16 protein-coding genes, 1 tRNA gene and 1 pseudogene are annotated in these 20,164 nt (G+C 44.2%); 14 read left to right on the top strand and 4 right to left on the bottom strand.

Annotated elements, in window-relative coordinates:
- Positions 1 to 9: 9 nt before the first annotated feature.
- Both ACDQ55_RS19345 and ACDQ55_RS19350 read left to right on the top strand, forming a co-directional pair.
- Positions 10 to 1,113 (top strand): efflux RND transporter periplasmic adaptor subunit, encoded by a 1,104-nt coding sequence (locus tag ACDQ55_RS19345; RefSeq protein ID WP_420983176.1) that lies wholly within the window; start codon positions 10 to 12, stop codon positions 1,111 to 1,113.
- A gap of 11 nt (positions 1,114 to 1,124) precedes the next feature.
- Positions 1,125 to 4,256 (top strand): efflux RND transporter permease subunit, encoded by a 3,132-nt coding sequence (locus tag ACDQ55_RS19350; RefSeq protein WP_420983177.1) that lies wholly within the window; start codon positions 1,125 to 1,127, stop codon positions 4,254 to 4,256.
- 54 nt (positions 4,257 to 4,310) lie between these two features.
- On the opposite strand, the gene ACDQ55_RS19355 is transcribed toward ACDQ55_RS19350, so the two are convergent.
- Together ACDQ55_RS19355 and ACDQ55_RS19360 are read right to left on the bottom strand one after the other, a co-directional pair.
- Positions 4,311 to 5,420, bottom strand: coding sequence for an AI-2E family transporter (locus ACDQ55_RS19355; RefSeq protein WP_420983179.1), 1,110 nt, complete (start codon positions 5,418 to 5,420; stop codon positions 4,311 to 4,313).
- A gap of 167 nt (positions 5,421 to 5,587) precedes the next feature.
- The gene (locus ACDQ55_RS19360; RefSeq protein ID WP_420983181.1) at positions 5,588 to 6,505 is read right to left on the bottom strand and encodes a helix-turn-helix transcriptional regulator; all 918 of its coding nucleotides are present in this window, start codon (positions 6,503 to 6,505) and stop codon (positions 5,588 to 5,590) included.
- A gap of 437 nt (positions 6,506 to 6,942) precedes the next feature.
- Between ACDQ55_RS19360 and ACDQ55_RS19365 the strand changes: the two genes are divergently transcribed.
- From ACDQ55_RS19365 to ACDQ55_RS19390, 6 genes are all read left to right on the top strand, one after another.
- Complete coding sequence (locus ACDQ55_RS19365) at positions 6,943 to 7,179, top strand: hypothetical protein (RefSeq protein WP_420983182.1); 237 nt, start codon at positions 6,943 to 6,945, stop codon at positions 7,177 to 7,179.
- Positions 7,180 to 7,490: 311 nt separating this feature from the next.
- Positions 7,491 to 8,357, top strand: a complete 867-nt coding sequence (locus ACDQ55_RS19370) for a DUF6089 family protein (RefSeq protein WP_420983183.1) — start codon at positions 7,491 to 7,493, stop codon at positions 8,355 to 8,357.
- A 286-nt stretch (positions 8,358 to 8,643) separates the two neighbouring features.
- A complete protein-coding gene (locus ACDQ55_RS19375; RefSeq protein ID WP_420983185.1) occupies positions 8,644 to 8,883 on the top strand; it encodes a hypothetical protein in 240 nt (79 codons plus the stop codon).
- Between the two features lie 51 nt (positions 8,884 to 8,934).
- The gene (locus ACDQ55_RS19380) at positions 8,935 to 9,231 is read left to right on the top strand and encodes a hypothetical protein (RefSeq protein ID WP_420983187.1); all 297 of its coding nucleotides are present in this window, start codon (positions 8,935 to 8,937) and stop codon (positions 9,229 to 9,231) included.
- 235 nt (positions 9,232 to 9,466) lie between these two features.
- Complete coding sequence (locus ACDQ55_RS19385) at positions 9,467 to 11,383, top strand: menaquinone biosynthesis decarboxylase (protein ID WP_420983189.1); 1,917 nt, start codon at positions 9,467 to 9,469, stop codon at positions 11,381 to 11,383.
- On the top strand, positions 11,355 to 11,855 hold the full coding sequence (locus ACDQ55_RS19390; protein ID WP_420983190.1) for a hypothetical protein: 501 nt from the start codon (positions 11,355 to 11,357) through the stop codon (positions 11,853 to 11,855). Before ACDQ55_RS19385 ends, ACDQ55_RS19390 begins: the two co-directional genes overlap by 29 nt.
- 311 nt (positions 11,856 to 12,166) lie before the next feature.
- On the opposite strand, the gene ACDQ55_RS19395 is transcribed toward ACDQ55_RS19390, so the two are convergent.
- Positions 12,167 to 13,750, bottom strand: a complete 1,584-nt coding sequence (locus ACDQ55_RS19395; RefSeq protein ID WP_420983192.1) for a peptide chain release factor 3 — start codon at positions 13,748 to 13,750, stop codon at positions 12,167 to 12,169.
- A gap of 102 nt (positions 13,751 to 13,852) precedes the next feature.
- On the opposite strand from ACDQ55_RS19395, the gene ACDQ55_RS19400 reads away from it, so the two are divergent.
- From ACDQ55_RS19400 to ACDQ55_RS19410, 3 genes are all read left to right on the top strand, one after another.
- The gene (locus ACDQ55_RS19400) at positions 13,853 to 15,106 is read left to right on the top strand and encodes an ABC transporter permease (RefSeq protein ID WP_420983194.1); all 1,254 of its coding nucleotides are present in this window, start codon (positions 13,853 to 13,855) and stop codon (positions 15,104 to 15,106) included.
- A 68-nt stretch (positions 15,107 to 15,174) separates the two neighbouring features.
- Positions 15,175 to 16,179 (top strand): tRNA (adenosine(37)-N6)-threonylcarbamoyltransferase complex transferase subunit TsaD, encoded by a 1,005-nt coding sequence (gene tsaD, locus ACDQ55_RS19405; protein WP_420983196.1) that lies wholly within the window; start codon positions 15,175 to 15,177, stop codon positions 16,177 to 16,179.
- Positions 16,180 to 16,209: 30 nt separating this feature from the next.
- The gene (locus tag ACDQ55_RS19410) at positions 16,210 to 16,932 is read left to right on the top strand and encodes a tRNA1(Val) (adenine(37)-N6)-methyltransferase (protein ID WP_420983197.1); all 723 of its coding nucleotides are present in this window, start codon (positions 16,210 to 16,212) and stop codon (positions 16,930 to 16,932) included.
- A 25-nt stretch (positions 16,933 to 16,957) separates the two neighbouring features.
- Here ACDQ55_RS19410 and ACDQ55_RS19415 read toward each other — a convergent pair whose 3' ends face one another.
- Positions 16,958 to 18,178, bottom strand: coding sequence for an NAD(P)-dependent oxidoreductase (locus ACDQ55_RS19415; protein WP_420983198.1), 1,221 nt, complete (start codon positions 18,176 to 18,178; stop codon positions 16,958 to 16,960).
- Between the two features lie 211 nt (positions 18,179 to 18,389).
- Here ACDQ55_RS19415 and ACDQ55_RS19420 point away from each other — a divergent pair.
- The 3 genes and pseudogenes from ACDQ55_RS19420 to ACDQ55_RS19430 all read left to right on the top strand — a co-directional run.
- Positions 18,390 to 18,476 (top strand) — tRNA-Leu (locus tag ACDQ55_RS19420).
- A gap of 374 nt (positions 18,477 to 18,850) precedes the next feature.
- Positions 18,851 to 19,513 carry a phage integrase SAM-like domain-containing protein gene (locus tag ACDQ55_RS19425; RefSeq protein ID WP_420983199.1) on the top strand — a complete coding sequence of 221 codons (663 nt, stop codon included), beginning with the start codon at positions 18,851 to 18,853 and terminating at the stop codon, positions 19,511 to 19,513.
- A gap of 58 nt (positions 19,514 to 19,571) precedes the next feature.
- Positions 19,572 to 20,164: pseudogene (locus ACDQ55_RS19430) on the top strand (helix-turn-helix domain-containing protein); the annotation flags it as partial.

The raw sequence follows: 20,164 nt of genomic DNA on the forward strand, positions 1-20,164 counted from the left end.
TTCCTGCATATGCAAAATATCATAAAGTTTTTTTATATACCTGCAATGGTTATTCTCTCTGGTACCATTACTGGTTGCGGTAGTAAGGTGTTGCCCCAACAACCCCAGGCATGGGTACTTTCTGATTCTATGCTCCGTACGCTGGTGGTAGATACCGCTACAGCTAAATTTATTGAAAGCGAGATCTTGTTAACCGGAAAGATCTCGGAGAATGAAGATAAAACAGCCCGTATCTTCCCGATGGTGAGCGGCCTTGTTACTGATGTAAAGGTGCATTCCGGCGATTTTGTGAAAAAAGGACAGGTGCTGGCGGTCCTGAAAAGCCCGGAAATGGCTGGTTATACAGCTGATCAACGTATGAGCGCCAATGATATGCAAACGGCTAAACGTAATCTGGAAGTGGCCGCATCTTTTTATAAAAGCGGTTTGAACTCGCAACGGGATTATGAGGAAGCCAAAAACAATTACAACAAAGCAGTAGCCGCTTATAATAAGTCCAAAGAAATACTGGCGATCAATGGAGGCGGGCATCAAACCAATTATGCTATTACATCGCCGGTACCTGGATTTGTAATCAATAAAAAAGCCGTTGAAAACATGCAATGGCGCCAGGATAATTCAGACCCCATTTTTGTAGTAGCAGACCTCAATAATGTATGGGCAATGATCAATGTTTTTGAATCCGATATTGCCAGCATACACGAAGGCGACCGGGTGCAGATGACCACCTTGTCTTATCCCGATAAAAATTTCTCCGGTACCATCGATAAGATCTACAACGTACTGGACCCAGACAATAAGGTGATGAAAGCCAGGGTGGTAGTAGAGAATCCGGGGTTTTTACTGAAACCGGAAATGTTTGTAGGGGTGAAGGCACACCGGCATATCGATACCAGTCTTGTAAGTATTCCATCCAGGGGGATCATTTTCGATCGTGATAAATATTATGTGCTGGTACGCACCAATACCAAAAGCGGTGTAGTGGTTCGTGAGGTAAAGATTGATAGAACCAGTGAAGGCAGGGCCTATATTAATTCCGGCCTTAGGGAAGGCGATAGAGTGATTGCTTCCCGCCAGGTATTCATCTACGAAACGCTGAAGGATCAACAGTAACACCAAAAGGTATGAACAAATTTATCAAGAAAGTCCTTGCTTTTTCATTAAGCAATAAATATTTCATTTTTTTCGCCACAGGTGTATTGGTGATTGTTGGCTATCTGAGTTTTAAACAGATAGGGGTAGATGCCTTTCCGGATGTGACCAATACTTCTGTGACCATTATTACACAGTGGCAGGGCCGGAGTGCGGAAGAAGTGGAGAAATTCGTAACGCGGCCTATAGAAATTGCCATGAACAGGGCCCAGAAGAAAACGCATATCCGTTCTTCCTCCTTGTTTGGCCTGTCGGTAGTAAAAGTGATCTTCGACGATGATGTAGACGACACTTTTGCCCGTCAACAGATCAATAACAATATTACTTCCGCCGATCTGCCGGATGGAGTATCTCCCGAAATAGAGCCGCCTTACGGACCTACCGGAGAGATATACCGCTATACCCTGGAAAGCAGCAAGCTTTCTGTAGAGGAGCTGAAAACGTTGCAGGATTGGGTAATAGAACGTAACCTGCTGTCGGTGCCAGGGATAGCGGATATTGTAAGCTTTGGGGGAGAAGTGAAGATCTACCAGGTGACTATTGATCCGGATAAGGCGGTACAGTACAACATCACCGCACAGGAAATGTTCCAGGCACTGTCTAAAAGCAATATCAACGTAGGGGGAGATGTGATTGTAAAGAATGAACAAGCTTACGTAGTGCGTGGTATCGGTATCCTCAATAATGTGGATGAGATCAAAAACATCATTGTAGACCATATTAACGGCACGCCTATTTTGGTAAAAGATGTGGCAGATGTGAGTATTTCGGCGTTACCCAGGTTAGGGCAGGTAGGGCGCGACCGCGACGAAGACGTAGTAGAAGGCATTGTAGTGATGCGCAAAGGAGAGAACCCTGCGGTAGTGATCGATGCGCTGAAAGACAAGGTCACGGAATTGAATACATTTATTTTACCTGATGACGTAAAAATAAAGACCTTCTATAACCGTGAAGACCTCATTGACTTCTCTACGCATACCGTATTGCATAACATGCTGGAAGGGATCATTTTTGTCACCGTGATCGTGTTTCTCTTCATGGCCGATTGGAGAACTACCGTTATCGTATCGGTAGTGATTCCGCTGGCACTGCTGTTTGCTTTTATCTGCTTGCGGTTAAAAGGGATGAGCGCCAACTTGCTATCGATGGGAGCGATAGACTTTGGTATCATCATAGATGGCGCGGTGGTAATGGTGGAAGGGATCTTTGTAGTACTAGACCATAAAGCCGATGCGGTGGGCATGCAGCGGTTTAACCGGCTAAGTAAACTGGGGATGATCCGGAAAGCATGCCTGGAAAATGGTAAGAGCATTTTCTTTGCCAAGTTGATCATTATCACTGGCCTGTTGCCTATTTTTACTTTTGAGAAGGTAGAAGGTAAAATGTTTTCTCCCCTTGCCTGGACATTGGGTTTTGCTTTGCTGGGCGCACTGTTGCTAACGTTCACGTTGGTGCCTGCGCTGGCCAGCGTACTATTGCGGAAGAACGTACGGGAAAAACACAATGTATTCCTGGCATTCGTTCACCGTATTACAATAAAGATATTTAACTATTGCTTCCGGCACCGGCATGTGGCTTTTATCGTTTCAATGATCATACTGGCTTTTGGGTTATATTGTTTCCGCTTTCTGGGAACAGAGTTCCTGCCACAACTTAATGAAGGCGCCATTTATATCCGGGCTACGGGGCCATTGAGCACTTCCCTGGAAGAATCGGTGCGGGTGGCTAACGATATCCGTAAAAAACTGCTCACTTTCCCCGAAGTAAAACAGGTGATGTCGCAAACCGGCCGGCCGAATGATGGTACTGATGCTACGGGTTTTTATAATATAGAGTTTCACGTAGACATCTACCCGCAGAAGGAATGGAAGAGCGGTATCTCTAAGGAGGAGCTTATAGATCGCATGAATGCCAGGCTGGATGGCATTCCTGGTATTACACTGAATTTTTCCCAACCTATTATGGACAACGTGGAAGAAGCAGTGTCTGGAGTAAAAGGTTCTATCGTCGTGAAATTGTTCGGAGATGACTTCAAAGAGGTAGAAGATAAAGAAGAGATGATAGAAAAGATCTTGAAAACGGTAAAAGGGATAGATGATTTGGGCATCCTGCGGAATATCGGACAGCCGGAACTGCGCATTAACCTGAACCAGCAGAAGATGGCCTTGTACGGTGTTACTACCGAAGACGCCAACTCCGTGATAGAAATGGCTATTGGTGGTAAAGCGGCTACCCGTATTTATGAAGGGGAGAAAAGCTTTGATCTTCGTATACGTTATCCTGAAAGTTTCCGCGAAAGCGAGGTGTCTATTGGCAATCTTACCATCCCCACCATCCGGGGCAATAAAATACCTCTTAAAGAAATTGCGGATATACAGCATATAATAGGCCCCAGTATGATATATAGGGATAAGCACATGCGGTATGGCGCCATTAAGTTCTCTGTACGCGAGCGGGATATGGGAAGCACCATTGCAGAAGCCCAGCATAAAGTAAATGCGCAGGTAACATTGCCTAAGGGGTATTTCCTGGAATGGGCCGGCGACTTCGAAAACCAGCAACGCGCCACCAAGCGGTTAACGCAAGTGGTACCTATTAGCTTATTGCTAATTTTCCTCATTCTCTTTATTCTCTTTGGTAAGGCGAAAGATGCGTTGCTGGTACTCAATAATGTGCCTTTTGCCATTATCGGAGGTATTTTGTCGCTGTGGCTTACCGGTATGAACTTTAGTATTTCTGCGGGTATTGGTTTTATCGCTTTATTTGGTATCTGTGTGCAGAATGGGGTAATATTGCTATCGAAGTTTAAATCCAATGTGCGCAATATGCCCAATGCTTCCAATTATAGCCTGGCGCATGCTATTTTGGAAGGGGTGGAGGCAAGAATGCGTCCGGTAATCATGACCGCGATGATGGCGGCAATAGGTTTATTGCCTGCTGCCATCAGCAAGGGCATTGGGTCTGAAACAGCCCGGCCCCTGGCAAGGGTAGTGATAGGCGGACTGATTACGGATACTGTTTATATCCTCTTTATATTCCCTATTGTATTTTATTGGGTGTATAAAAAAATGTTGAGAAAAGATAACAGTGATCCTGCGATATAGTATTAAGTACCGGTTATTGAGTTTAAGGCAGGTCTGGTTTTCCGGACCTGCTTTTTATTTATGCTCTGGTGTTTCGTCATTTCCTGTTTTGGCTGCTACCGTTTTCTTAACTTTTGTTTTGGGCATATCTCCCAATAATATTGTCCACGGATGCATTTCCGGGATATTTTCGCAGATGATCTTAATAATGGCAATAGTAGGAATGGCCAGGAACATGCCGGGGATGCTCCATAACATATTGCCTAATACTACGCCAATAATTGTAATCAGGGCATTGATCTTTACCTTGGAACCTACTATGCTGGGGAATAAAATATTGCTATCAAGCAGGTGTACCAGAAAGAGGGCAACGCCGGCCTGTAATACCTGTATAGGCGTTCCTGTAGCCAGGGTAACCAGAATGATCAGGACGGCGCCCGTGAATATGCCTACGTAAGGAATAATATTGAAGATAGCGGCCATCACGCCCAGTAGTATGGCATATTTGATGCCCAGGATAAAAAGCAGGGTAGTGTTCAGGCAGGCTACAATCACCATTTCTATCATTAAGCCGCCTACATAGCTTTTAATAATGTTACGGATACTGCTGATCACGGTCATTACTTTTTCCCGGTGTTCGTCACTAAAGATCTTGATCAGAAAGGCAATCAGTAATCGCCGGTAATACAGTATAAAAAAAGCGTATAAGAACACAAATAAAATAAATATCAGTAGGGAGGAAAGAGACAGGAATGTTTGGCTGATAAAGCTGGTAGCGCTGCCCAGTGTGCCCATCACCGCTTTTTCCAGGTAGGAGATCTGGGTGCTGGAATTGATATGGAATTTCATATTTACCCAATCCTGCATGGAGTTGATCGCTAGTACCAGTTTTTGCTGTAGTTGTGGGAAATCGGAGATAAAAGCTTCCATTTGTTTGGCCAGCAGCAGCATGATGAGCACTATCATAATGATGAACAGCAATACAGCCAGGATGGCCGCTACGCCCCGGGGCAGGTGCCATTTCTCGAATTGGTGCACAACAGGCAGCAACATAACGGCAATAAGGAAAGCAAAAATCATGGGTACGATAATACCGCTGCCAATATGCGCAATATATATAACGAGAACAATCGATAACAGGGCGAAAGTGAGTCGTACATTAAACGGGAGTTTAAGATCATTCATAGAACGGTAGCTTTCTTCAAAGATATTAAAAATAGAAGTTACCGCTGTGGATGGCGAAAAGCTTATAGAAGGGCTGTTTGAGAAAAAGCATTGGCGCCCTCTTCATCTACTTCCATGGTTGGAGCAGGCGCCGTATTATGTTGAGACTATTGGCGGATGATCGCCACTTAGTAATGCTTTTTCAATAACGGGATAAATATTTCCGAGTAGTTATCTGTATTTAGGGAGATAAAGAAGTGGTTACCACTCATTTTAAAAATACCTTCCTTGCAACTCATACTAATAAAGTTGTACATGGGTACGCCAGCTGTTGCAAAATCAATTGGCACCGGTAATTTCAGGTAGTTGCCGCCAGAGATCCTTTTCTTCATGAGATAAGGAAAATGCTGGTCTAACAGCAAGTGCGTAGTAATTTCATTGACAGGTACCAGCAGGCCGGCGAACATGGATAGTTTTTCATAGTCTGTTACCGGAACGGCATCCAAGGTACCGGTGATAATTTTGCTGGGTGGTAGGTTATACAAGGTAAGTACCTTGTTAAACAGGGATTTATATTGGTTCATCCTGGCTATCATTTCGGCCACCGGATCTTGTCCACGGGAAATAAAGGAATAATAGAGGATGCTATCTGGCAGTTTTACCTTTTCACAACGTTCATAATTGAACAGGTCTCCCAGTAAGTTGTTGCCCAGGGCGGCTGTAATAGATTCCGCTATCTGCAAAGTCCTTTTTTCATTAGGAAGGATTTTAATGCGGCGGAATTCCTTCGGATTTTCGTTGAAATGCAATTTGAATGCTTTGCTGAAAGCGGCGGTAGTAGCGTATCCGCAAAGATCGCTGATTTCACCGATGTTGTAACCGCTGTGGCGGAGCAAACCTGCTCCCAGTTCGAGCCGGTGGCGTTTTACATAATGCCAGAAAGGCTCTCCCATGCAGTCGGTAAAGCTGTGGTAAAAATACGAGTAGGAGATACCTAATCTTTCTGAAACGTCTTTAATGTTGAAAGGATCACTCACGTGATCATCTGCGTAGGATAACCCTTGCAATGCAAAGTTTTCGAGTTGTTCTTTCGTTAGGGTGGACATACAATAGGGCGTTTGGCGTTTTTAAATTCACACGGATGTTGGTGTTAGCTATTTATTTCATTAAGGCGATAACTACATAAACATTTTCTCTAATTTAATTTCTTTTATGATCATTTTGATAGGAATTTTTCGTATTAATATTTAATACTGGTTATCAATTTGTTATAAGAATTTAATATTATATATTATGATTATATTAGATAAAATGATCTTTTCAGAGAGGCGGTCGCAAAAAAAAATTGAAAATAGCTAGAATGGACAAATGCGTTTAGAAGGTATTGAATACCTTTAATTCAGTATGTCATGTGGACTATACTAAAGGCGATTTACACGGAATTATAACATACATAACATTTTATTTTGTCCTATCAATCTTGTTATGGGGTTGCATTACCGCAACGCCATTGGGATGGATAATGCCACTTAACTCGCAGTTTATGATAGCCGTCGTTATTATATTGATATTGTTTTTATGTCTTGGATGGGTTTTACTGTTCCGTTATTTCAAGGCCTTACAGGTAGCGCATATCAATCTGGTGAAACAGGCGCAAAAGGAGGCCGCTTTGCTGTATCAGCTTAAAGAGGTGAACGAAAAGTACCATAAGCTGGAAGACAAGCTACAGAAAGTGCAATTTGAGCTATACACCCAGCAACATAAGGAAAGTCATAGTTGAAGATAACATCCACCTTTTTATCATACTTATTGCAATATTCATTAGGTTTGTTCCCATACAGGTAGTTTTTCAGCTCACATCCGGTGAACAGGATGTTCAGTTCTGATAGAGCGGCAATTGGTAGGATGGGCCTATATCAGACGTTAGGCTATTTATTTATGCGTTAATTATTTTACTTTTACATTTTATTCTTTGCTAAGTGCCGGTGTGTGTAGAAAATTTAAGGGGGGAAGGGCACCAAATAAAAAAGAGGATAATAACGTTAAATGGATGCACGAATGATAAGGACTAACCTCTTAAAATTAAATACGTTGAAATTCACAAAATTTACCGGCTTACTGTTCGTATTCATGGCCATTCCCTTTCTCACCTTTGCGCAGGATTGGCATGTAGGCGCTTTTCTTGGTATTTCCAATTATAGTGGAGATCTTACAGAGCAAAGGGTAGACCTGAAGTATACCCGGCCTGCATTGGGGTTGCTGGTAAGAAAAGATATTAACCGCTATTTGTCTATACGGGGTGCTTTTACTTGGGGCATTGTAGCTGCTGCAGATAGCACCAACAGTTCAAAAGCCCTGGTGGCCAGAAATCTTAGTTTTCGTTCCAATGTGTTTGAAGGTAGTTTGATTGGGGAGTTTAATTTCATGGATCTCGATGAAAAAGGATTTACCCCTTATGTTTTTGTAGGTGTGGCTGGTTTCGGATTTGATCCAATGGCTAGAGACCAGTCTGGCAATTGGATAAGACTTCGTCCGTTAGGTACTGAAGGGCAGGCTTTACCGCAATATCCTACCCGTCAGCCGTACGATTTGTTTTCTTTTTCTTTTCCTTTCGGCGCCGGTCTGAAAGCGATCCTTAGCGATAAATGGACACTTGGGTTTGAGATAGGTTTAAGACCTACCACTACCGATTACCTGGATGATGTAAGTACTAATTATGTAGATCAGAATACATTATTGGCTTACCGTGGTCAGAAGTCGGTGGATATGGCTTACCGTGGAGACGAAGTAACGGGTAAGCTCACTCCCGGCACTTACCCGGCAGACGGCACTAAGCGCGGTTCTCCAGATCATAAGGACTGGTACGCCTTTTCAGGTTTTACCATTACTTACCGCTTGGGAGCGAGCAGCGGTTGGGGAAAGGTGAAATCTGCTAGATGCCCTGTACTCCGCCCTTAGCGCAGGTTTTAAGTTATTTTAACACTTTATTTATCTTATAGATCCCGGCGTTTTGCCGGGATTTTTTTGTTGGCATAGTTGTTGAATTTATAGGTTCAAACAGGTAATAACACAGCCACCAGCTTATGGCGGATAGCAGTTATCACAAATCGCGGAGAGAGTAATGGAACAATAGCCGCAAAAATAAGTTGGTGTGCCACTGCCTGTTTTACTTAAAACTAAAGTGCCATGAAAAAGTTTATGTCTCTAGCTTCAATGATGTTGATAGCAGGAAGTATCCAGCTTTTTGCACAAGGACCTCCTGCGGCACCACTGCCACCCAGACCAGCGGTACCGGCTCATGTTCCACATCCGCCAGTTCCGCCTCGTCCACCGGTACCTCCTCGTCCACCGAGGCCACCAAGGCATTATCACCATCATTATCCGAAACGGCATTATTACAGGCATCACCATTATTACCACAGATATGGCTATGTTGAGTTTCCAGGATCTGAATACGTTAGCAATAATGCCACTTTTTAAATAGTACGGATATTTTAATCGCCAACCAATCTTAAATTTTAAAAAACCACACAAAATGAAAAAAGTACTGCTGTTGATGCTGCTGATAGGCGGCACTGCCCTTACCACCTACGCTCAGAGAGGATATTATGGTCACGGTCATGGATGGGATAGAAGGGATTATCGACGTTGTTATGCGCCTCCGGTGAGAAGAGTAGTATATGTTCGCCCGGCTTATTATCCAGTAGTACCTGTTCCAGCAGTGGTACCCGTTGCTGCCGTAGTACCTGTTCCGGTACCTGCCCCAGTTCCCCGTTATTACGGACCAAGGCCAAGAGCGGTATTCCATGCAGGGGTTACTATTGTTAATTGATCATTTCATTTGGAATATATTGCAAGAGGGTGTATCAGAAGTCTGATACACCCTCATTTTTTATTAGGCCCGATGAGGCCGGAGTTTGTTTTAAGCGCCTTTCAGGTGCTTAATTTATTTTGATACCCCTGTTTTTGATGCTCCTACCCGGTTACCTGTAGGTAAACAGGCTACGCATTATTTTTTATTGCGGGATGCGTTGGTTACTTTTGTTAATTGGTAATAAGATTCAAACATGGCATATAAAAATCTCAGGCATTTTATAGATACGCTGGAACAGGCAGGAGAACTGGTACGCATCAAAACTTATGTGGATCCGAAACTGGAAATCGCAGAAATAACAGACCGGGTAAGCAAATCACCTGATGGCGGCAAGGCCCTGTTGTTTGAGAATACCGGCACCGACTTTCCGGTACTGATTAATTCCATGGGCAGTTACAAGCGTATGTGCATGGCGCTTGGCGTGAGTGAACTGGATGATGTGGCCGGCGAAATTGAAAATCTCTTTAAACTATTATCCAAACCTAAAGAAAGTATACTGGACAAATTGTCGCTATTGCCCAAGCTAGGGCAGTTTGCCTCCTGGATGCCCAAAGTAGTGAGTGGCAAGGGCAGTTGTCAGGAGGTAGTGATGACCGATCCGGATCTCAGTAAGCTACCTGTGCTTACCTGCTGGCCAAAAGACGGCGGACCTTTTATAACCCTTCCGGTAATACATACTAAAGACCCGCTCACCGGCACCCGTAATGTAGGAATGTACCGTATGCAGGTGTTTGAGAAAGATATGACTGGTATGCACTGGCATAAGCATAAAGTTTCAGCTAAGCATTTCATGGAATACAAAAAGCTGAACAAACGCATGCCGGTAGCTGTGATCCTAGGTGGAGACCCGGCGTACACCTATTCTGCCACCGCTCCGCTTCCGGAAAATGTGGATGAGTATATGCTGGCTGGTTTTCTCCGTAAAAAGAAAGTAGAGCTGGTAAAATGTATCACCCAACCGGAAATAGAAGTGCCGGCAGATGCAGATTTTGTGATAGAAGGTTATGTAGATCCTTCTGAAGACCTGATATGGGAAGGGCCTTTTGGCGACCATACCGGCTACTATTCATTGGCCGATTGGTACCCGAAGTTCCATGTAACAGCGATAACACACCGTAAAGATGCCGTATATCCATCTACGATAGTGGGCATTCCGCCGCAGGAAGACGCCTGGCTGGGTAAAGCCACCGAGCGTATTTTTCTGGCGCCTATTAAAATGACCCTGGTACCGGAAATCATCAACATGGAAATGCCAATAGAAGGTGTGTTCCATAATTTGGTGATCACCCAGATCAAAAAAGATTACTCCGGACAGGCACAAAAGGTGATGAATGCTATGTGGGGCGCAGGACAAATGATGTTCAATAAAATATTGGTTGTAACAGACGAAGGTGGAAAGATCACTGACTATAAGCAGTTGGCCCAATACGTGTTCCGTCATCTGAATCCGGCTACTGATATTTACTTAAGCCAGGGACCTATGGACGTATTAGATCATTCCTGCTCTAAAATGGGTTTTGGCGGTAAAATGTGTATCGATGGTACCCGGAAATACGAGGAGGAGATAGATACGGCTTATGAGGATATGCCTGGGCCCCGTAGTCTTGATACCGCAGCCATTATGCACCAGTTCCCGGAAATAAAAGGCATCAACAGCCACCTTTTACAACAGGATATCTCCTGTATATTGGTAGCGGTGGAAAAAAGCCGTCCGTTTCATATCCGTGAACTGAATGAGCAATTATATAACTTACCGGCGCTGGCAGGAGTGAAAATGATCCTCTATGTAGAGCATACTGTGGATGTGAGCGACCTGGCGTCTGCTTTATGGCGTTTCTGCAATAACCTGGACCCCCGCCGTGATAGTTTCATTATCCGTAAACCCCAGGCTGGCCAGTATATTGGTGGCATTGGTATGGATGGAACCCTGAAAACCAGGCTGCTGGATAATTTTGAACGTGACTGGCCTAATATTATCGTAGCAGACGACGCTACTATCGGTGCTGTTGATAAGAAATGGGCAGAATTAGGGATTGGCCCCTTTCTCCCTTCTCCTTCACACAAATACAAACAGCAGATCTATGGTGAAGAAGCAGTGGTACAGCAATAAATCTGTACTTCTTTTTATACTATTGCTGGCTGGCAGTTTTACGGCTGCCGGCCAGGCCAATACGGCCGACTTCCACTTTCTGGATAAGTTGCAGGGTACCTGGCGGATGACTACCCATAAAAGCGTGATCGTGGAAAGCTGGAAACGCCTGAACGACTCTACCTGGAGCGGTAAAACCTGGCGTATCACCGGCGCAGACAGCGCCATTCAGCAATCCATGCAGCTCGTCAGAAGAGGAAATGATATTTATTTTATGCCTATATATGAGGGGTATGATTCTCCAACTCCCCTGCGCTTGAAATTACGGGTGCTAAAACCTGTTGGATTTGTTGCCGAAGACCTGGGCAACGATTTTCCCCGGAAGATCACCTACCGCTTTAAAGATGCCCGTCACCTGGATGCCCGGGTAGAGGGTGTTCGTGATGGCACCATCGAAGAATATATTTTTCAGTACGCGATCTCGGAAAATTAAAGATTCCCGATTGCGTAAATTATTTTCCCATATTGCCTATCCCATCCGGATGGAGGTGCCTACTTTTGTACGACACACATGATACACACCTAAATCAAAATATTCTCAATCAAGTAATAATTTGAGTTGGTCGTACAAGCAATGCCGCACTCGTTCACGGGAGGCGGCTTTTAGTTTTTATAGGTTTTAGCTGAAATGTGGTGGAGGAATGTTTTGTTGGCTTTCAGAGAGGTGCCATGCAATTGGATAGCTGTTTTTCAGGCGCTGGCAGCTAATCGCCATCTCCTGAAAAAACAGCTATCGGGCTAGGATTATTTGTGTATTTCTGAAGTGAAATTGAATTTTATATCCGGATTATTGGTACGTTCCGTATTAAGGTACCATTCTGATTGTGCCAGGTATACCAGGTGCCCATCTTTATCTTCTACGATATTGGAAGATTTGAAGCGGATGAATTCTTCGATTTTATCTTTCGGACCGGTAAGCCAGCAGGCTTTATAGAAAGGTAAGGTATTGAATTGGCAGGCCGCTCCATATTCCTGGAGGAGGCGGTATTGGATTACCTCGAACTGCAGATCGCCCACACAGCCAATAATTTTACGGTTGCCGCCATGTTGGGTGAACAGCTGGGCTACCCCTTCATCAGTAAGCTGACGGATACCTTTTTCCAGTTGTTTGGTTTTCAGTGGGTCTTTGTTCACCAATTCCTTAAACAGTTCCGGAGAGAAGCTGGGGATACCGGTGATATAGAAGTTTTCCCCTTCCGTTAAAGTATCGCCGATTTTGAAGTTGCCGGTATCGAATAAGCCTACCACATCGCCAGGAAAGGCATCATCTACGATGTTTTTCTCCCGCGCGAGGAAGCTGTATGGATTGCTGAATCTAACGTCTTTATCTAAACGAACATGGTGATAGAATTTGTTACGTTCAAATTTACCGGAGCATACACGGAGAAAGGCGATACGGTCGCGGTGGCGAGGGTCCAGGTTAGCATGTATCTTAAAAATAAAGCCGCTGAACTTATCTTCACTTACTTCTATTTCACGGGTAGTGGCAGTACGGCTGCGAGGTACTGGTGCGATGTCCACAAAGGTGTCTAGCAGGTCTTTTACCCCAAAATTATTCACGGCGCTACCAAAGAAAACAGGGGCCAGTTTGCCGGCCAGGTATTCTTCGCGGTTAAATTCGTCATAAACGCCTTCTATCAGCTCTATGTCTCCGCGCATCTGTGCAGCATCTTTTTCATTGAAATGCTCATCTACGTAGCTGCTGCTAAGGTCATCCAGCGGTACCACGTCATCATCGGTTGCTTTTTTATTAGGGAGGAAGGCCACCAGGCTTTTATCGTACAGGTTATACACCCCTTTAAAGTCGCTGCCCATATTAATTGGCCAGCTAAGGGGCCTTACCCGGATACTCAGTTTTTCCTCCAATTCGTCCAGCAGGTCGAAGGGGTTTTTACCGTCGCGGTCCATCTTATTAACGAAGATAATCACCGGCGTATCACGCATGCGGCATACTTCCATCAGCCTTTCCGTTTGTTCTTCCACCCCTTTTACGCAGTCGATCACCAATACCACACTGTCTACTGCTGTGAGGGTGCGGTAGGTATCTTCTGCAAAGTCTTTGTGACCGGGGGTATCCAGCAGGTTGATAAGTATATCACGGTATTCAAAGGTCATAACGGAAGTGGCTACCGAGATACCCCTCTGCCTTTCAATTTCCATGAAGTCGGAAGTGGTGTGCTTCTTTATTTTATTGGATTTCACCGCTCCGGCTGTCTGGATAGCGCCGCCAAACAGGAGGAACTTCTCTGTTAACGTGGTTTTACCGGCATCCGGGTGAGCGATGATAGCAAAGGATTTTCTTTTATTGATTTCGTTAGCGTACTTCATAAATGTCCGAAAAATGGCTGCAAAGGTAACTAAATTTTTTATCCGGCTATATTTCGTGTTCACTGGCGGCGCAGTAGACCATAAATCTATTACATTTGAAATATGATAGCCACCCTTAAAATATTATGGAATAGTTTAAAAATGGCGCTGCAGGAGTTGCGTGGCAACCGGCTGCGTACATTTTTATCGCTGTTTGGGATTACCATCGGGATTTTTTGTATCAGCGCAGTATTTACGCTGACAGGCAGTTTGGAACATAACATCAGAAAAGGCCTGGCCGATTTGGGCGAGGATGTCATCTATTTACAGAAATGGCCATGGGGAGGAAATGGAGAATATGCCTGGTGGAAGTATATGAACCGTCCGGAACCCGCCTATAAAGATCTGAAACCTATACAAGATAAGGTGCAGAGTGCCAGCTATGCCTCCTTCAATTTCGAGGTGGGCAACAAAAAAGTGGAGTATGGCGACGACTATATGGATGGGGTGACTTTAATGGCGGTGACCAACGATTTTGACCAGATCCAGAGCCTGCAAATCCTGGACGGCCGTTTTTTTGCCAGTAGTGAGAGCAATAGCGGCGCCAATACTGCCATTTTGGGTTATACTATCTGGGATGGTCTTTTCCCCTCTGCCGAAGCGGCAATGGGCAAGATGGTGAAAATAGCCGGCCGGGATGTGAAAGTGATCGGGTTGCTGAAAAAAAAGGGAGAGAGCATGATAGGGGGGATTGGTTATGACAATGCGATTATATTACCTTACCGCTTTGCCCGGACTATTGTGGATGAGCGCCGGTATGCAGATCCTTATATCCTGGTAAAAGCGAGGCCCAACGTATCGTTGGTGCAGCTTAAAGATGAGCTGAGGGGGGTAATGCGTGCCTCGCACCGGCTTAAACCCCGGCAAGATGACGATTTTGCTTTGAATGAGATCAGCAGCGCGAATGATAATCTGAATGCTATGTTTGCCGCTATCAATGCCGGTGGGTTCTTGATAGCAGTATTTGCCCTGATTGTAGGTGCTTTCGGTATTGCCAATATTATGTTTGTGACCGTAAAGGAACGGACGAACATTATAGGATTGAAAAAGGCCATTGGTGCGCGCCGCAATATAATATTAATGGAATTTTTATTGGAAGCGGTATGCCTCTGTTTGTTTGGTGGGCTGTTGGGACTGTTGCTGGTATACCTATTAACGGTGGTTATTAATCTGCTATCCACTTTTGAGATGGTGTTATCAGTAGGATCTATCATTTTTTCGCTTTGTGTTTCCATTGGGGTGGGCATTCTGGCAGGTTTTATCCCTGCCTATACGGCCAGTAAGTTAGACCCAGTGGTAGCGATCCGTAGTAACTAGGGTCAGGTAACGGTATACCTCTTTTACAGGCGGGGTTTTCCCGCCTTTTTTGTTTATTTTTGCGGCTTATGTCAGTGAAAATATTAGCGATAGAGTCGTCCTGTGATGATACAGGAGCCGCCGTGTTAGTAGATGGAAAAGTATTATCCAATCATATTGCCAACCAGCAGGTACATGAGCAGTATGGCGGAGTAGTGCCGGAGCTGGCCTCCCGCGCGCATCAGGAGAATATAGTGCCGGTAGTGGATATTGCCATGAAAGCAGCAGGCATAAAGCGGGAAGAGTTGAGCGCTATTGCCTTTACCCAGTCGCCAGGATTAATAGGCTCACTGTTGGTAGGTAGCTGTTTTGCGAAGTCGATGGCCATGGCCCTGAATATTCCATTAATCGGGGTGCATCATATGCAGGCGCACGTATTGGCTAATTTCATTGAAGATCCCAAGCCTGATTTCCCTTTCTTATGCTTAACCGTTTCCGGTGGCCATACACAGATTGTTTTATGTGAAAGCCCATTACAGATGAGGGTGATCGGTGAAACGCTGGATGATGCTGCAGGAGAAGCTTTTGATAAAAGCGCCAAACTCCTGGGACTTCCTTATCCGGGGGGACCGTTAATCGATAAATATGCTGCAACTGGTAATCCTAACCGGTTTAAATTTCCGGAGCCTCGTATTCCAGGGTTGAACTTTAGTTTTAGCGGGCTTAAAACAGCCATCCTTTATTTCTTACAAGAGCAGCAGCAACAAGATCCGGCATTTATTGCCAATAATTTGCCGGATATCTGTGCTTCCATACAACAACGGATCGTCACTATTTTGCTGAATAAGGTGGCAAAAGCTGCTTCCGAAACAGGTATCCGCGACATTGCCATTGCTGGTGGCGTAAGCGCCAATAGCGGATTACGTAATGCGCTGACGGTATATGGTCAGCAGCATCGTTGGCGTACCTTTATTCCAAAATTTGAATACTGTACCGATAATGCCGGTATGATTGCTATTACTGCCTATTACAAATACCTGGCAGGAGATTTTGCGGATCTAGCAGTGGTGCCTACTGCCAGGGCCGCATTTTAATAGCAGCTGGCTCTTGAAAGCTCATCATATATGGGGAATAATTTTTTCAAGTTTAAACAGTTTACCGTTCATCAGGAGCATTGCGCCATGAAGGTGTGTACAGATGCCTGTATACAAGGGGCTTTCACGGCACAGTACCTGGCTGCCAGGGAAACTACGGCGCCGGCTATACTGGATATAGGCGCAGGTACCGGTTTACTCAGCCTGATGTTGGCGCAGCGTGTGGATGCTGCTATTACTGCGGTAGAATTAGATGCAGCAGCAGCAGCACAGGCCGCACAGAATTTTACGGCTTCTCCCTGGGGGAACAGGATTACTTTAACGCAACAGGACATACGAAAAATGGAGGATGAGGTTAAATATGATTTCATTATCACCAATCCCCCGTTTTATGAAAGTGCCCTAAAGAGCGGGCATGTACAGAAAGACCAGGCCATGCATGCCACCAATCTTAGTTATCGTGAGCTGATAGCGGCTATTGGCCGGCAATTGTTGCCCGCAGGAGAGGTGTCTGTGTTGTTGCCCTATACTGCTTTTGATACGTTTCAGGTATTGGCAGCCGCTGCAGGTTATCATTTAAAGGAAACATTGTATATCCGTCAAAGTATACAACATGGCTTTTTTCGTACCGTAGGTATTTTTAGCCGTATACCATCTATTACCAAAGTAAATGAGCTTTCCGTATACGATGCTAATCGCGTATATACTTCTGCGTTTGTAGAATTGTTGCAGCCCTATTATTTATATCTGTAAAGTAGTTTTAGTGTATACGGTCATCCTATTTGATTGACGGTTCCTCTAATCCTTTTGCATAATCTTCCAGGTAAGCGAATTTTTCTGTGAGCCTTCCGGCGGTAGTAATAGTGGCATTACGGATTATCTCACTCTCTGGCTTTAATAATTCTTCAAAAATATACTTCATCAACTGGTCGCCGAAGTATTGGGAGGCATCACGAGGCAGTTCATTGGGGAGGTTGCTCACGCACATCATGTCGATGGTGTCTGGTAGATAGGGGGCTGTCATATCCAGGGTGTTTTTGGTAACACCATATACCGGATCGGCGATAGTGCTGTCGCCAAGATTGCAGGGAACAGATCCTTGGGTGTCGTCAGTAATATCTGCGATCACCTGTATCCTGAAATTCTCCTTTTGTATATCGGCTGCCTGGAAGAGTGGGGGGATGTTATGATCCCAGTAAATGCCGTTCATGAGTATGTCGCTTGCTGTAACATACGGGAGGAAACGGCATTCATAATCTTCCGGATGGGCATGGAAATCTGCCCTGCTATACGTTTTATCTTGTTTGCGCAAATATAATTCCCCGGCTTTTAGTTGAGTATACACTGGATAAGTATACTGGTTGATCAGGTATTCTTCGGGTGGCAGGTATTTGATACCGAGCAGCCCCATAATTTCCAGGGCGCCGGCGGCTACCCGTCCGGAGCCAGTAATCACTATTTTCATGGGAGGTAGTTTGATCCCGAAGTAATGATTGATCAATTCCTGAAAATCGTGGCAGGTATGTACCCGTTTGAAATGGAAAGTACTGGTTTTTTCGCCGTAGGCCATCAGACCGTTGTGGGCGCCCACAACGCCTGCAAAGAAACCGAAACCGAGGATACGTTGCCCGTCGGCATGAACCAGGCATTCGTAATCTATCAGGGTGATTTTCTTTTCCAGTATAGTTTGCAGCATATGTTGGTTATGCGGCTGTTTCTTTTTGGTATGACTGAAGAACAGATAGGTTTTACCAGCGATCAGTTTACCTGATGGAACTTCTTTGATCCCCATCAGGATGGAGCAATGAGAGAGATCTTCCTGTAACAGCGCGCCAGCCTTTTCATATTCCTCATCCTTAAAACAGCGGCCAGCGGATGGTTGTACGTATAGCCGTACCTGTGGAAAATGGTGTAAGATCCACTGGCATTGTTTTGGGGTGAATGCCACCCGGTTGTCTTGCGGCTGTTTTTCTTCCCGGATCAGTCCTATGTGTATCATGTTTTCCATCTTTGAATTTACTGTATTTTAGCGAAGATGAGCAGTAGCCGGGTGGCAGGGGATGATTTTTGAGGGAAACAGAAAACCCGGCGGGTTCCTGTAATGGCTTATGGCAGAAATTTTTTTAAGCAGTTAAAAAAAACTTGTTGATTAAGAAATAGTTTATATATTTGCAACCCGCAATTGACGCGGAGAGGTTCTTAGAAAGATTGCCCAGATGGCGGAATTGGTAGACGCGCTAGACTCAAAATCTTGTTTTCGAAAGGGAGTGCAGGTTCGATTCCTGTTCTGGGCACCACAAAGGCTTGTAAGTAATTGACTTACAAGCTTTTTTTGTTTGTGTGATTGTCAAATTTTACCGGTTTTTCCCGCTTTCAACCACTATTGTTGACAAGCAAAATGACAAGCAGAAATTCTCTTCTATCATGGCTACTACAAAGCATTCCATTCGTAGCCGTTTCACAAAAAAAACAAGCTGGTTATTAGACATTATTGGCTGACAATTCCGATTGTCAAAATGTTTCTGACATTTTTTCAATTAACAATCTTTGAAGAAAATTCTTTTTATCGCTTTTCCTCACTTCTTTCCGCAGCCTGCCGGAGTGGCAGGATACACGAGGTCAGGGCATTCTGTTTGCCCTCTCTGATTCTATCACTTAAATCTATGTGCGTATGAATTTCATTGGGTTGAAAAATAGAAAAGGTGACAAAATCCATTATCACTATGATTTAGGTCGTGGTAAAGGGCAACGTCCTTCAATGGGGATTTTTATTTATGTCAAACCTAAAACACAGGAAGAGCGAAATCACAACATTGAAACAAAGAAGTTACTGGACGTGAAGAAAGGCCAGGCTATTCTTGAAAAACAGGCGATAGGTACTCCGTTTATTCCTAAACATAAGCTACAAGAAAATTTTCTGGATTATTATTCGGCATATGTATCTAAGAATAAAAAGGATAATAATAAACATCTCTATTATAGTTTGTATCATTTCAAGAAATTTATCAATAAGGATCATCTTTCACCTATTGACGTAACTGAGGAGCTATGTATAGAATACAGGCAATATTTACTGGATCGGCTAAACGGAGAATGCCCTGCTAATTATTACAGGCCATTTCGTCGCATGCTCAAAGCCGCCACAAAAGCCGGATATTTTGTTGATCATCCGGCGGAAGATGTTTTAAGTAAAGAGAAGAAAAATAAAAGGAGAAAAGCTAACCTGGAAGCAGAGGATTATATTAAATTACTCAAAACACCACATTTTAACGAGGAAATTAGAGAAGGCTTTATCACTTCCTGTTACCAGGGTTATAGGTATTGTGATGTGTAGAAGTCAAAACTTAATCTGACAGTTATTGTTAAACAGATAACACAAAAAGATTAAGATCATGACAACAAGAGAAAAGTTAATACAGCCGAAATTAGGGCTGTTGAAATTAGCAGAGAAGCTGGGGAATGTATCAGAGGCATGTAAAGTGTTGGGTTACAGCCGAGATAGTTTCTATCGTTTTGAGAAATTGTATGCAGAAGGAGGCGAATTAGCCTTGAAGGAAATCAGCCGTAGTAAGCCACTATTAAAGAACAGGATACCCGAAGCTGATGAAAAATCGGTAGTTTCCTATGCTATTGAAAACCCTGGCCATGGCCAGCAGAGAGCCTGCAATGAACTAAAAAAGCGAGGTGTTATAGTTTCTGCCGGAGGCATAAGAAGTGTATGGTTAAGACATGATTTGGAAACATTACAGAAGCGTTTAAAGGCATTGGAGGCAAAGGTTGCACAAGATGGCTTGATCCTGACAGAGGCACAGGTTGTAGCATTGGAACGCAAAAAAGAGGAGGATCAAAGTCGTGGAGAAATAGACTCAGCACCCAGGTTATCTGGGAGCCCAGGATACCTACTATGTGGGTTATATTAAAGGGGTAGGTAAAATTTACCAGCAAACCTTTATTGACACCTATTCCAAGGTAGCCTTTACAAAGC

Origin of the sequence: Chitinophaga sp. 30R24 (assembly GCF_049056765.1) — a bacterium.
In the GTDB taxonomy this organism is placed as follows: domain Bacteria; phylum Bacteroidota; class Bacteroidia; order Chitinophagales; family Chitinophagaceae; genus Chitinophaga.